Annotated in this window: 12 protein-coding genes; 8 read left to right on the top strand and 4 right to left on the bottom strand. The window is 59.7% G+C overall.

Going from position 1 to position 14,080, the window contains the following annotated elements:
- Positions 1–25: 25 nt before the first annotated feature.
- From BGO89_13305 to BGO89_13275, 7 genes are all read left to right on the top strand, one after another.
- Positions 26–571, top strand: a complete 546-nt coding sequence (locus BGO89_13305; GenBank protein ID OJX56308.1) for a hypothetical protein — start codon at positions 26–28, stop codon at positions 569–571.
- Entirely contained in the window at positions 568–1,050 is a 483-nt protein-coding gene (locus BGO89_13300) for a hypothetical protein (GenBank protein ID OJX56307.1), read from the top strand. Before BGO89_13305 ends, BGO89_13300 begins: the two co-directional genes overlap by 4 nt.
- A 188-nt stretch (positions 1,051–1,238) precedes the next feature.
- Positions 1,239–3,623 (top strand): hypothetical protein, encoded by a 2,385-nt coding sequence (locus BGO89_13295; GenBank protein OJX56306.1) that lies wholly within the window; start codon positions 1,239–1,241, stop codon positions 3,621–3,623.
- Positions 3,624–3,672: 49 nt separating this feature from the next.
- The gene (locus BGO89_13290; protein OJX56305.1) at positions 3,673–4,650 is read left to right on the top strand and encodes a nucleotidyl transferase; all 978 of its coding nucleotides are present in this window, start codon (positions 3,673–3,675) and stop codon (positions 4,648–4,650) included.
- A gap of 35 nt (positions 4,651–4,685) precedes the next feature.
- Positions 4,686–5,828, top strand: a complete 1,143-nt coding sequence (locus BGO89_13285; GenBank protein ID OJX56304.1) for a methionine adenosyltransferase — start codon at positions 4,686–4,688, stop codon at positions 5,826–5,828.
- Positions 5,829–6,010: 182 nt separating this feature from the next.
- Positions 6,011–7,333 (top strand): adenosylhomocysteinase, encoded by a 1,323-nt coding sequence (locus BGO89_13280; protein ID OJX56384.1) that lies wholly within the window; start codon positions 6,011–6,013, stop codon positions 7,331–7,333.
- A gap of 113 nt (positions 7,334–7,446) precedes the next feature.
- The gene (locus BGO89_13275) at positions 7,447–8,076 is read left to right on the top strand and encodes a hypothetical protein (protein ID OJX56303.1); all 630 of its coding nucleotides are present in this window, start codon (positions 7,447–7,449) and stop codon (positions 8,074–8,076) included.
- A 22-nt stretch (positions 8,077–8,098) separates the two neighbouring features.
- Here BGO89_13275 and BGO89_13270 read toward each other — a convergent pair whose 3' ends face one another.
- From BGO89_13270 to BGO89_13260, 3 genes are all read right to left on the bottom strand, one after another.
- On the bottom strand, positions 8,099–9,292 hold the full coding sequence (locus BGO89_13270) for an AAA family ATPase (GenBank protein ID OJX56302.1): 1,194 nt from the start codon (positions 9,290–9,292) through the stop codon (positions 8,099–8,101).
- Positions 9,293–9,453: 161 nt separating this feature from the next.
- The gene (locus tag BGO89_13265) at positions 9,454–10,125 is read right to left on the bottom strand and encodes an epimerase (protein ID OJX56301.1); all 672 of its coding nucleotides are present in this window, start codon (positions 10,123–10,125) and stop codon (positions 9,454–9,456) included.
- A 589-nt stretch (positions 10,126–10,714) separates the two neighbouring features.
- Entirely contained in the window at positions 10,715–11,764 is a 1,050-nt protein-coding gene (locus tag BGO89_13260; protein OJX56300.1) for a hypothetical protein, read from the bottom strand.
- Positions 11,765–11,779: 15 nt separating this feature from the next.
- Between BGO89_13260 and BGO89_13255 the strand changes: the two genes are divergently transcribed.
- Positions 11,780–12,007 (top strand): hypothetical protein, encoded by a 228-nt coding sequence (locus BGO89_13255; GenBank protein OJX56299.1) that lies wholly within the window; start codon positions 11,780–11,782, stop codon positions 12,005–12,007.
- Between the two features lie 53 nt (positions 12,008–12,060).
- Here the strand turns inward: BGO89_13255 and BGO89_13250 are convergent, their stop codons facing one another.
- A complete protein-coding gene (locus BGO89_13250) occupies positions 12,061–14,070 on the bottom strand; it encodes a DNA gyrase subunit B (protein ID OJX56298.1) in 2,010 nt (669 codons plus the stop codon).
- Between the last annotated feature and the right edge of the window lie 10 nt (positions 14,071–14,080).

Genomic DNA, 14,080 nt, shown 5'->3' with positions numbered 1-14,080 from the left:
TCGACCCCTACCTGACGAAACCTTGATGCAGCTCGTACGGGGCGGCGACCATGCCGCCCTGCACGAGCTGTATCGCCGTCATTCCAGGCGTATTCTCTACTATCTCTCGACCATGCTTCGCAGGGACGAGGAACGGGCACGCGACCTGTTGCAGGACCTCTTCCTCCGCATCGTGGAGCGCCCGGATCTCTACGACGAAACGCGTCCCTTCGTCACCTGGCTGTTCTCATGCGCCTGGAATCTCTGCAAGAACGAATACCGCTGGAAGTCGCTGCGGAACGACGAAGCCATGGACGAGGAAGTTCATGGCTTCGAACCGCCGGACATCGAACATCGACTCGATATGAAGGAGTTCCGCAAGGTGCTCGACGACGAGCTGGCCACGTTGTCCGTCGAGCACCGTACCGTCTTCCACCTCCGATACGTCGAGGAGCTGTCGCTCCAGGACATCGCGGACGCCCTGGACATTCCACTCGGAACCGTCAAGTCACGGCTCTTCACCACACAGCGCCGCCTTGCCGACCGCCTCCATATGTACGACCCACGCCATCAACCGACGGATCTGCCATGAACCTGCACGATGATTTCCGAACCTATGGACGGCTGGCCCGTGAAGAACGCGATTCCCTGACCCCACCGAATCCGGCATTCGATACCGGACCTTCGCGGAGGCGGAGTCCATCCGGAACGCGGGGCCCCTCGTGGTGGCAGTATGCCGCGGCAGCCACCGTGGCGATCGCCGCCTTCTTCGGCGGGCGTCTTTCGACGGGCCGAGCTCCGGTTCCGCCGGCCATCGTGACGCGGATCGATACCGTCGTACTGGACGCTCCCATCCGTGGAACTACGGATACGGCGACCCGCATCCCGGCGGTGAACCGTCCTGCAGCGTCGGTACGCGGCAACCGTACAGGAGTACGACGATCGGTGGCCGACCATGTCCCCAATCGATTCGTCGGCATGGCCAATCTCGCCGTCATGGCACAAACCGGATCGGGTAGCATTCCGTCCACGGGTTCGGGACTACGCAGATTCACGACGTCCCTGCCCTGAAACACGGCGAACGACGTGAGCGGAATGGAGGTAACTGCTTCACCATCATGAATTTCCGTTCATGGAACAATTCGGCCGTTCGTTTGTAGTCTACAGGCCGAGGGCCGTATATTGCCTCCCGGTGGAAAAGGAACCCATTCGAAACTGGAAAGCAGCCGATGACCGTAGCAAGGATTCGCCGTTTATGGATGCTGAGCATCATGACTGGTACTTCAGTCACGTTGCTTTCACTGACTGCCCAGTCGGCAGCCCAAGCACAACAGGTAAATCCCCAACCGTCGTCGAAACCCCAACCGTCCAAGACAGTTTTCCCGGATGAATTCTCCGATCTCGACGAAGGTTCTTCCACATCCGGTCAATGGGACAAAGGGCTGGTTGACCAGCTCGAAAAGGCCCGCCAGCGCTATCTCAAGGCTCTCTCCCTCGTCGAACAGAAGGATACCGCACTCGCCGCACAGCAGTTCGAACTCGCAATCGTCCTCCTGAACGATCTCGCGAGCTATCCCCGCATCGAGGAGAATGCCGACTTCACGGACCTTGCGCAGTCCGTCATCGAGGACTACGAGTCCTACGTACAGAACATCGACCAGCTCGACGAAAATTCGTCGGTCTTCATTCTTCGTGAACGCCTCTTCGAGGAAGTCGACAAGACGCGTGCACCGGGAATGGTGGAGACCATCGCCGTTCCCAAGGTACAGGTGCCCTCCATCGTTCCGAATACGGTGATTCCCCTGCCGATCAACGAGCACGTGGAAAAGCACATCACGCTGCTTACGTCGCCCAAGGGCCGCAAGTTCATGAAGAAGTGGCTGGAACGCAGCGGCCGCTGGTTCGACCTTCTGAAGCGCGTCGCCAAGGAAGAGAACATGCCCGAGGAGATCGTCTACCTTGCCATGATGGAGTCGGGTCTCAACCCCAACGCCGTTTCATGGGCCAAGGCCGTCGGTATGTGGCAGTTCATGCAGCCCACCGGCCTCGATTACGACCTCAACGTCAGCTTCTGGGTGGACGAACGACGCGATCCGGAGAAAGCCACGAGAGCCGCCATGCAGTTCCTGAAGGACCTGTACCGCGATCTCGGGGACTGGCACCTCGCACTCGCAGCCTATAACTGCGGTGCCGGCGGCGTCAAGCGCGCCATGCGCAAGGCAGGCGTCGTCAACGGCACCTTCTGGGACATCCAGCCCCAGTTGCCCCGCGAGACACGTAACTACGTTCCGCTCTACATCGCCACGACGCTCGTGACGCTCAACCGTGAACAATACGGCTTCACGGACGACTCGCTGAGCTTCCACCCTACCTACGACTACGATCTCTACATGGTACCGGAGCCGACGAACCTCTCGGCACTGGCCCGTTGTGCCGATCTTACCCTCGACTCCCTGAAGCAGCTGAACCCCGAGCTCGTGCGCACATGCACGCCTCCGGGATCGGATGCCTATCCGCTCAAGATCCCCAAGGGCACGCTGGAGAACGTACAACGCCGCTATGCCGCCCTCACCGACGAAGAGAAGCGTCCGTGGATGACCCACACCGTATCGAAGGGCGAGACGCTCGCGTCCATCGCACGGCGATACGGCGTATCGAGCAACGACATCAGCAGCGTCAACCAGATCCGTGGCTATCAGAGCAAGCTGCGCCGCGGCACCACGCTCCGCATTCCCATCGGCGGCGGCGGAGACCGCCAGCTCGCGGCCAATGACCAGCGCTCGACCACGACCACCGCTACGCGTCCGGACAAGGACATGACGTCGTCACGCATACCGGCCGTCGATTCCAGCACCGACCCCGCATCGACGACGCAGAGCACGGCACGGCGCAGTTCCATCACCCACGTCGTGGTGAACGGTGACAATCTCTACAGCGTAGCACGGCGATACGGCGTCCGCCTCACGGACCTCCGCAACTGGAACAACATTCCGTACGACCGCGAGAACATCCACATCGGCGACACGTTGATCGTGGCCGTTACGGATGAGGCTACCCGCCCGACGTCCACGGCATCGGTCGAGAAGATCCGCGTCACCCGCACCGTACAGCACAATGTAGCCCGTGGTGAAAGCCTGGCCTCCATCGCCACGCTCTACGGCACGTCGGTGGAACGCATCCGCGATCTCAACCGCATGACGAAGCGAGCCACCATCAAGGTAGGCTCGAACATCAAGGTCGAAACCTCCCTCGGCAAGAACGAAGTGGCCGCCATCACGCGCAGCGCGCCCACGGGCAAGGCCATCACGCACAAGGTCCAGAAGGGCGAGAACCTCAGCGGTATCGCGGCCCTCTACGGCGTGGACGAAACCGACCTGCGCCGCTGGAATGCCGACGTCGTGGAAGGCCGGACCGTCTTCGCCGGTACACGCCTCAAGGTCTACGGCGGAACGCAGCTCTCCAAGGGCAGCTCGAGCACCAGCAGCGCCAAGCGCCTCCCCAAGACCTACAAGGTTCGCCGGGGCGACTCCCTGTCGAGCATCGCCGACAAGTTCGGTGTGAGCGTCGACATCCTGCGCAGCAAGAACCGCTCCCTCCGCGCTTCGGACATCGTCCGCTCGGGCCAGATCATCCGCCTCCAGTAAGCAGGAAGCGACACCTGCCCGCACCCCTTTTTCCGTAAATTGGGCGCCTATGCACGCCCTGATCCCCGTTGCGGGCATTGGTACCCGGCTCAGGCCGTTTACCCATACGTTGCCCAAGGTACTCGTCAATGTAGCCGGAAAACCCATCCTCGGCCACATCATGGACGCATTGATGGCGCAGAACGTAGAAAGCGCCACGATCATCACCGGCTACAAGGGCGACCTTGTGGAGGACTACGTGCGGTCGACCTACGATCTGCCATGCACCTTCATCGAGCAGGAAGAAATGCTCGGCCTCGGTCATGCCATATGGGTCGCACGCGAATCCCTCGCCGATGAACCGGTTCTCATCATCCTCGGTGACACCGTGTTCGACGTCGACCTCTCCGTCCTCCATACGTCGGCATTTTCCTCTCTCGGCGTCAAGCACGTCGACGACCCACGTCGCTTCGGCGTCGTGATCCAGGACGGTCCGTTCGTGACGCGCCTGGTCGAGAAGCCGGAAACGCCCGTGTCGACGATGGCCATCGTCGGTCTCTACTACATCAAGCATCCGCGCCTGCTGCGTGAATGCCTGCAGGAGCTGATCGACAAGGACATGCGCACGAAGGACGAATTCCAGCTTACCGATGCATTGCAGTTGATGGTCGACAGGGGAGAGAAGTTCACCACGTTCGCCGTCGACGGCTGGCACGATTGCGGCAAGCCCGAAACGCTGCTCGAAACGAACCGCTTCCTGCTGAACCAGCGTTCGGCGCCGGCCACGCCGCCGGGTTGCGTCGTCATCCCCCCCGTCCACATCGATCCTACCGCAGTGGTGGAGCATAGCGTCATCGGACCCTATGCATCGGTCTCGCGCGGATCGGTGGTCAGGAACAGCATCGTTCGTGACAGTATCATCTGCGACAATGCGACGGTGAACGACATCACGCTGGAGCAGTCCATCGTCGGCGAGAACGCCGACGTGAGCGGGCGCTTCGCTTCCATCAACATCGGCGACGCCTCGGTGATCAGGCTGTCCCAATAACCGCGACGAACAGTTTTCGTATTCAGGTATCCCTCATGAGTTCCTTCATCTTCACCTCCGAGTCCGTATCCGAAGGCCATCCGGACAAGGTTTGCGATCAGGTATCGGACGCGGTCCTCGACTACGTCCTTCAGGAAGATCCTACGGGCCGTGTCGCCTGCGAATGCTTCGCCACCACCGGCCTCATCGTCGTCGGCGGCGAGATCACGACAACGACCTACATCGACCTCCCCGAGCTGGTGCGTGGCGTCATCCGCGACATCGGCTATACGAAGGCGGAGTATCGCTTCGACAGCGAGTCGTGTGCCGTCGTGAACGTCATCAACCGTCAGTCCCCCGATATCGCCCAGGGTGTGGACACCGGTGGCGCCGGGGACCAGGGCATGATGTTCGGCTACGCCAATACGGAAACGGACGAATACATGCCGGCCACCATCCAGTATTCACATCACCTCGTGAAGCGTCTGGCCGACATCCGCAAGAACTCCCCTGCCGTCATGCCCTATCTGCGTCCCGACGCGAAGGCCCAGGTCTCCATCGAGTACGGAGACAACGGCGAGATGAAGCGCGTCGCGACCGTCGTGGTCTCGACGCAGCACGATCCCGACGTCAAGCAGTCGCGTATCAAGGAAGACGTCGTCGAAAACGTCGTCAAGGCCGTCATCCCCGAGCACCTCATCACGTCCGCCACACAGTATCACATCAACCCAACGGGCAAGTTCGAAATCGGTGGCCCGCACGGTGACACGGGTCTTACCGGACGCAAGATCATCGTGGACACCTACGGTGGCCGCGCTCCGCACGGTGGTGGTGCATTCTCCGGCAAGGATCCGACGAAGGTGGACCGTTCGGCTGCCTATGCCGCACGCCACCTCGCGAAGAACATCGTCGCCGCAGGCATCGCCCGCGAATGCACGATCCAGGTCGCCTACGCCATCGGTGTGGCCGACCCCGTCAGCATCCTCGTCGATACGCACGGCACGGGCACGGTACCGTCCCACCTCATCGAAGACTTCATCGTGAAGAACGTCGATCTCAAGCCGGCGAGCATCATCGAGCGGCTGAACCTGCGCCGCCCGATCTACCGTGCATCCGCTGCCTATGGTCACTTCGGTCGCCACGAGTTCCCGTGGGAGCATCTCAATCTCGTCGACATGTTCCGCGCCCAGTTCGCCTGAGCTGCGAATCCACCGACACAACAACGACACAACCATTCAAACAGGACTTCAACCAGATGGCAACATCAGCAAAGAAGACGATCAGGAAAGCCGCGACCAACGGTACGGCCACCAATGGCGTCTCTTCGAACGGTGCGATGAAGAAGGCCGCAGCGGCCAAGGCTCTTCCCACGCCGAAGCGCGTGACCAAAGGTGAGTATGCGCACAAGACCAATCAGTATGCCGTGAAGGATCTCGGTCTCGCCGAATGGGGACGCAAGGAGATCCGCCTCGCCGAAGCGGAGATGCCCGGCCTGATGGCACTGCGTGCCGAATACAAGGGCAAGAAGCCTCTCAAGGGCGCCCGTATCGCCGGATGCCTGCACATGACGATCCAGACGGCAGTACTCATCGAGACGCTCGTGGAACTCGGTGCCGACGTCACCTGGTCGAGCTGCAACATCTTCTCCACGCAGGATCACGCCGCAGCGGCCATCGCCCAGGCAGGCGTACCGGTCTTCGCATGGAAGGGTATGAACGAAGAGGAATTCGACTGGTGTATCGAACAGACGCTGTTCTTCGGCAAGGATCGCAAACCGCTCAACATGATTCTCGATGACGGTGGCGACCTCACCAACATGGTCCTCGACCGCTACCCCGAACTCGTGGCCGGTATCAACGGCATCAGCGAAGAAACGACGACGGGCGTCCATCGCCTCTACGAACGCATGAAGAACGGCACGCTTCCGCTGCCCGCCATCAACGTCAACGACTCGGTGACCAAGAGCAAGTTCGACAACAAGTACGGCTGCAAGGAATCGCTGGTCGATGCCATCCGCCGTGCCACGGACATCATGCTCGCCGGCAAGGTCGCCGTCGTCGCAGGCTACGGAGACGTCGGCAAGGGTTCCGCGGCATCGCTGAGCGGAGCCGGCGTACGGGTCATCGTATCCGAAATCGACCCCATCTGCGCCCTCCAGGCAGCTATGGACGGTTACGAAGTCAAGAAAATGGCCGACGCCGTCAGGGAAGCCGACATCGTCGTCACCGCTACGGGCAACTGCGACATCATCTCCGAGAAGCACTTCCGTGCGATGAAGGACAAGGCCATCGTCTGCAACATCGGCCACTTCGACAACGAGATCGACATGGCCTGGCTGAACAAGAACTACGGCAAGACGCGCCTCGAGATCAAGCCCCAGGTCGATCTGTACACCATCGGCAAGAAGGACATCATCGTCCTCGCCGAAGGCCGCCTCGTCAACCTCGGCTGCGCGATGGGCCATCCGTCCTTCGTGATGTCGAACTCGTTCACCAACCAGGTGCTGGCGCAGATCGAACTCTGGCTGCATCGCTCGCGCTACGGCAACGAAGTGTACGTGCTGCCCAAGCATCTGGACGAGAAGGTCGCACGCCTCCATCTCAAGAAGATCGGCGTCGAACTCGACGTGCTGAACAAGAAACAGGCCGAATACATCGGCGTCGCCGTCAACGGCCCGTACAAGCCGGACTACTATCGCTATTGATATCGATCGACGATCGTCATCTCCGAAAGGGTCGGCCACAAGCCGGCCCTTTTGCGTTTCATGATCGGACGGTGAAGTAACTTCGCACATCGAACAAGTTCCACGAGGGCACCATGTCCACCTTCATCTCCGATCTGTCCGGCAAGACCTACCCCATCGATCAGCGCATCGAGCTCTCGTCGTTGCGCCCTACCGTACGGAACGAGATTCTCAACACGAAGTCCAGCATTCCGGCCAACGGCGTTATCGCACGTGCCGAAGTACAGTTGATGCGACAACAGTACATCACACGCCTTCTCGTTCCCGACAGCAACGATCCGCTGAGCGATATAGAACGCGAAGTGCTGGATCGCATCACGAAGGACGAGCTCATTTCCGACGAACTCGACGACCATTCGGACGAGCATCTCACCGTCGGTCAGAAGGTTGCCGACGTAGTGGCGGACTTCGGAGGAAGCTGGACCTTCCTCATCATCTTCGGCATCCTCATCATGGGATGGATCGGCCTCAACGTGTGGGTACTGAGCGCCCGGCCATTCGATCCCTACCCGTTCATCCTCCTCAATCTCTTCCTGTCGTGCCTGGCCGCCATCCAGGCACCGATCATCATGATGAGCCAGAACAGGCAGGAGGAACGCGACCGTCAGCGCGCACGCGCCGATTACAAGGTCAATCTCAAGGCCGAAGTGGAGATCCGCATGCTGCATGACAAGATCGACCTGCTGCTCGAGGCGAAGAAGTAGGGGAGACATTCCAGTCCCGGTCTCACCGGGTACGCCATGTATCGCCGGGCATGATACGCTGCATGTACCGATCGAACAGTGGGACAGTGAATGCCGTATCGCCATGACTCGGGCTCCACACCATTCCCTTCGTGATCAACTGACTTCGTATCGGCCCCAAATCCGTCACCTTACGACCAAGCTGCGCAGCGATATCGCCTGATCGATGTGGCCCTGGCCCCAGTTCTGCCATTGCACGGAGATATCTCTTCTCGCTCAGCGTAAGTCTATCGAACCGTATACGGAAGAATGACCCATCCAATGCGGCGATCGCTGCAATGGAAGCGGTTCTTACATCGGAGTCGTCAATGGGCGATTCGTCGGCAACGTCCCAGGAATGCTTGCCCCATTCCTGAAGGAAGTACGGATATCCTTGCGTTTCGTGAAGAATGAGCCTGATAGCAGGCTCCGTGTACACCACCCCTTCATGCTCTGCAGGTACGACGATGGCCGTACGTGCCGCTTCATCCGTCAACGGTCCTATGTCCTGAATATCGAACAATCGCTCGGCATAGGATTTCGCATTCCCCATTCGTCCGGGAAGCTGCGGTAGGCCCGCACCTACGAGTGTGATCGGAACCAATCGTTGAGCCGCCCTGTGCAACGCGGAAATCAGGGCCGCGAGTTCCGCTTCCTCGACGTACTGAAGCTCGTCGATGAACATGACGGCCGCCGTTCTGGCGTCACGCGCAGCAGCCCCGACCAGAAGCAGCAGAGTCGCGAGATCGCCCTCGAGGTCTCCGTTATCGGCCAGGCCGGGCTCGGGTTCGGCATCGAAACCGATCTCGATATCGTTGAATTTGACCTTCAACGCCCGTGCGAATCCGGCAAGACCCCGTAGCGCGCGTGCTGCAGTATCTTTTGCTTTCTCGATACGGGACAACCGTAGCAGCGTACTCCGTAACTGGGGCGCAAGAATCGACGGTAGTGAACGGTTCTCAGGGGCCTCAATCCACATCGTATACATCCCTGCCTCATCAGTATCGCTGCGCAGGCGATCCAGAAGTACGGTCTTGCCGACACCACGGAGCCCAACCATCAGAACGGACTTCGCGGACTTTCCTTCACGAATCCGGGCGAGTGCGATCCTCACCGTTTCACGCAAGTCATCGCGCCCGGCTAATTCTGGCGGCGGGGTTCCGGCTCCGGGAGCATATGGGTTTCGAACTGGGTCCATACATCAAATATACGGAGTTTAGCGAATTTATCGAATCTGGATAATATCGATAAACTCGCTAATATCGATATAATTCGCACATGACACCAGTCAGGACATGGTATCCGACGAACGACGATACCTTCGAACCCGCAGGCGCTGCGCGGGACCAACCTTCATCGTCACATACCCTTGTGCGCCGCCTTCCGGATGTCCGTCACTTCGAGCGTCGAGGTCGGATAACCTCGTTCCACGCAACGGATCATCGCCAAGGCCACCTCGCGCAGGGTATTGCAACTGCCTGGAAGCAGGAGGGCCCACACGGGATACAGCGACGTCACCAGACGGAACAGCGGCTTCACGTTGCGCTGGCCCTTCGCCGGCTTCATCAGGGCAGGACGGAAATTGTAGACGGCTTTGAAGCCTGTCGTCCGCAGACCGTTTTCGGTTTTCCCCTTCACACGCGCCCACACCCGCTTGCCGTCGATATCGGTACCACGTCCGGACACATAGATGAAGACCATCTCCGGGTTCGCTTTCCGGAGCGCCTTCGCGAAGGTCATCGTGGTATCGTAGGTGATCTCGGTATAGCTGGCTTCGTCGAGTCCGATCGAACTGATGCCCGCGCAATAGAAACAGGCGTCGTATCCGCTCAATCCGGCGGTATACCGATCGGCATCCAGAAACTCCATGAAGTCCTGCACCACCAGTTCCTGCAGCTTCGGATGCTGCAGATCGACATGGCGTCGGTTCACCATCAGAACCTTCGCGATGGAAGGATCGTCGAGCATCTCGAGCAGTATCCCTTCACCTACCATTCCGGTGGCTCCGGTGAGTATCACGTTCAGTGGCATAACTCCTCCGATTCAGGTTCGACGTATCGCACTGCTCATGCGGAATAAATTACTCCATGGAACCGTACGACGGGAACAGTCCTTCCACTATGGATGAACGGACGCCTCCTTATTCCACATCGTGGACGCTGGAGAAGTGCCCGGAGAAGATGTTTCCAACCGCATCGCTCATGAACGGACCGACGAACAATCGTTCGTCGATGGTTCCGTTCGTGACCATGCAGGACCACGGCCATACGTTCCGGCAAGAGGTCTGCCGCAGGTACGCTTCTTCACAATCGCCGGGCCCGCTGCAAACCTCCGTTCTGTGGGGTTCGGCATAGAACCATCCCGTACTCAAGCGACCGTATGGAAACAAGGCCACCATTCCAGGAAAGGCCACGGCCCCATACCTATACCTACGTAGACGAGTGTATGCGCGAGGAGCATCACGTCGCTGCCACCCACGAAGACGACGCGTGCCAGTCGGGGATGCAGTCCGAACGACGCAATTGCAGCATCGAGCCGCCGAGCATGTAGAGGGTGCTCTTCATCGTTTGTCCATGGCGCATTGCAGATATTCTTCGGCCGAATTCCAATCCATCGGCGGTCATGTCCCAATGAACGACAACACCGCTCCCGCCAGCATGACCCACACCGGATTCACCTTCCATCGCCACAGAACGACGAAGGCGACGGCACCGACCAGCACGCCGAAGGTATCGTGATAGGCCGTGCGTGCGAGCGTCCAGCATGCCGACACCATGAGGCCGAGAGATGCGGCATTGACGGCGTCGAGAAAGGTTCGCATGACCTGTGAGGAAGCCAGATAGCGACGCATGAGACCGAGCAGTCCGACGAAGACGAAGGACGGTGCGAAGATGGCCAGCGTCGAGACAACGGCACCCGGCAGACCGTCGACGAGGTATCCCACGAAGGTCGCCGTGGACAGAACGGGGCCCGGTGTGAACTGCCCTACTGCCACGGCGTCCGCCAGTTGACGTGCGGTAAGCCAGCCCCGCTCGCGGACGAGCCCACCGTCGAGATAGGCCACGAGAACGTAGCCACTGCCATAGAGCACCGAACCGGTCTTGAGAAAGAACCACAGAAGCGCTCCGGTGGTCGCCACTTCGTTCATGCGGATACGTATCAGTCCGGCAACGGTGCCAATACCTCCCGCACAGAGCAGCACGAATACCTCGTCCATTCCAAGTATGGCTGCAAGAGCGGAAGCCATGGCGACCACGATCATCTCCGGTCGGAAAGCGATGCTCGACGCGAGGCCGGCCAGTGCCACGAGGACGATCGGCACCAGCGCCCATCGCAGTCCTGCGAGTATCGATGCAACGTCCGGCAACATGCCGTAGGCGATGTAGGACATGGCAAGAACGAGGGTGATCGTCGCGGCAGGGACGATGAAGGCGAGCCCCGCCGTCAACAGACCCTTCCAGCCCCGCCTGACGAGGCCGACGTGCATGGCCATTTCCGTGCTGTTCGGCCCGGGTATCAGGCCGGTGAGTCCGACCATGTCGAGGAATTCGCCGTCGGTGAACCACTTCCTCCTGCGCACGACTTCATCGCGCATCATGGCCAGATGTACGGCAGGTCCGCCGAAGGCGGTCAGACCGAGACGGAGGAACAGGATGAGTATCTCTTTCATCGTGATGACGGGAAGATGGAACCAAAGGTCATTCCACGGGTCCACACCGACGTCAACGCTTCATACCAACAACACAATGCGGAGGCAGTCATGCTGTGGGCAATCTTCGTCGTCCTCATGGTACTATGGCTGATAGGTCTCATCGGCTTCCAATCCATCGGCGCATACATTCACATCCTTCTCGTCCTGGCCATCGTCGTCGTTCTGATCCGCATCATCCAGGGACGCAAGATCCTGAAATGACAAGAGCCAGTCACGATGACTGGCTCCTGATGATGTTCGGTCGTCGATGACGCTCAGATATCGAGGTTACGGACGTACTGTGCGTTGCGTTCGATGAATTCGCGGCGGGGTTCCACCTTCTCACCCATGAGGGTATCGAAGATATGCGTCGCTTCGGCGGCATTCTCGATCGTCACCTGCAGCAGCGTCCGCGTTTCCGGATTCATGGTCGTGGACCACAACTGCTCCGGATTCATTTCACCGAGACCCTTGAACCGGCTGATCACGATACCGTCCGCCGTTGCACCTTCCTCCACGATTTCGAGATCTTCGGGAATGGGTTCGCCACTGCGGGCTGCCTTGCGCTCGGCCTTCTCCTTGCGCATGCGGGCGATGATTTCGTCACGTTCGGCATCGTTGTAGGCGTAGTGTTCCTGCTTGCCCTTCTTCAGCTTGTAGAGCGGCGGCTGTGCGATGTAGAGCCGGCCCGTCGTGATGAGATCACGCATGTAGACGAAGAACAGCGTCAGCAGCAGCGTACGGATGTGCGATCCATCGACGTCGGCATCGGCCATGAGGATGATCTTGCCGTACCGCGCCTTCGCGATGTCGAAGTCGTCTCCGAATCCCACACCGATGGCGGTGAAGATCGTACGGACCTCCTCGTTCTCGAGGATCTTCGACAGTCGTGCCTTGTGTACGTTGAGGATCTTGCCCTTCAGCGGAAGGATGGCCTGGAACCTCCGGTCGCGGCCCTGCTTTGCCGATCCGCCTGCGGAGTCACCTTCGACGAGGTAGAGTTCCGTGTCTTCCGGAGTACGCATCGAACAGTCGGCGAGCTTGCCCGGCAGCGTAGCACTTTCCAGCGCACTCTTGCGGCGGACCATCTCACGGCTCTTGCGTGCTGCGATACGCGCTTCGGCGGCCAGCGTGGCCTTCTCGATGATACGTTTCGCCGATGACGGATTGGCGTCGAGCTGGCGCGCAAGTTCCTCGTTCACGATGGAGCGGACGATACCTTCCACTTCGCCGTTGCCGAGCTTGGTCTTCGTCTGTCCTTCGAACTGGGGTTCTGCGACCTTGACGCTGATGACGGCCGTGAGACCTTCACGGAAGTCCTCACCCGTCAGGTTGATTTCCTTCTTGGTGAGGTTGTTGGCCGCGGCATAGGCATTCAGCGTCCGCGTCAGTGCGGACCGGAAACCGCTCACGTGCGTGCCGCCTTCGACCGTGTTGATGTTGTTGACGTAGGACAACAGCGTTTCGGAGTAGTTCGTGTTGTACTCGAAACAGATTTCGACGACGGTTTCGATACCGGCTTCGCTGGTGTTGGCTCCTGCGATCATGATGGGCTTGAGCAATGCCGTCGTGCTGGTGTCGACGTAGCGGACGAAGTCGACGAGACCACCACGATAGGCGAACACTTCCTTCTGTCCGTCGCGTTCGTCTTCCAGCGTGATCGTGAGGTCGGGATTCAGGAAGGCCAGTTCACGCAGGCGATCGCAGACCTTCTCGAAGCGGAATTCCACCGTCTTGAAGATCGTGGCATCGGGATAGAAATGCACGCGCGTACCGCTCTTGCTGGTCTTGCCGGTCTCCTGCACCGGAGCCTGGGGAATCCCGGTCTTGTATCGCTGCTCGTAACGCTTGCCGCCGAGTTCGATCGTCACGATCATGTCGCTCGACAGTGCGTTCACGCAGCTCACGCCCACGCCGTGCAGACCGCCCGACACCTTGTAGGTGTTCTTGTCGAACTTGCCGCCGGCATGCAGCGTACACATGACCACTTCGAGGGTCGAGATCTTCTTGACCGGGTGAGGTCCTACGGGAATACCACGGCCGTCGTCCTGCACAGAACACGAGCCGTCGGCATGGAGCGTGACGGCGATGTTCCGGCAGAATCCGGCCAGGGCTTCGTCGATCGAGTTGTCGACGACTTCCTGGATCAGGTGATGGAGGCCGCGTTCGCCCACGTCACCGATGTACATGGCAGGACGTTTCCGGACGGCCTCGAGACCTTCGAGAACCTTGATGCTATCTTCACTGTACCCTTGCTGTACCACTTCGGGCGTGATCTCGGACATGATGCCTCCT

This window comes from Candidatus Kapaibacterium thiocyanatum (genome assembly GCA_001899175.1).
Lineage (GTDB): Bacteria > Bacteroidota > Ignavibacteria > Kapaibacteriales > Kapaibacteriaceae > Kapaibacterium > Kapaibacterium thiocyanatum.
This window is presented reverse-complemented; position numbering and strand designations above follow the sequence as displayed.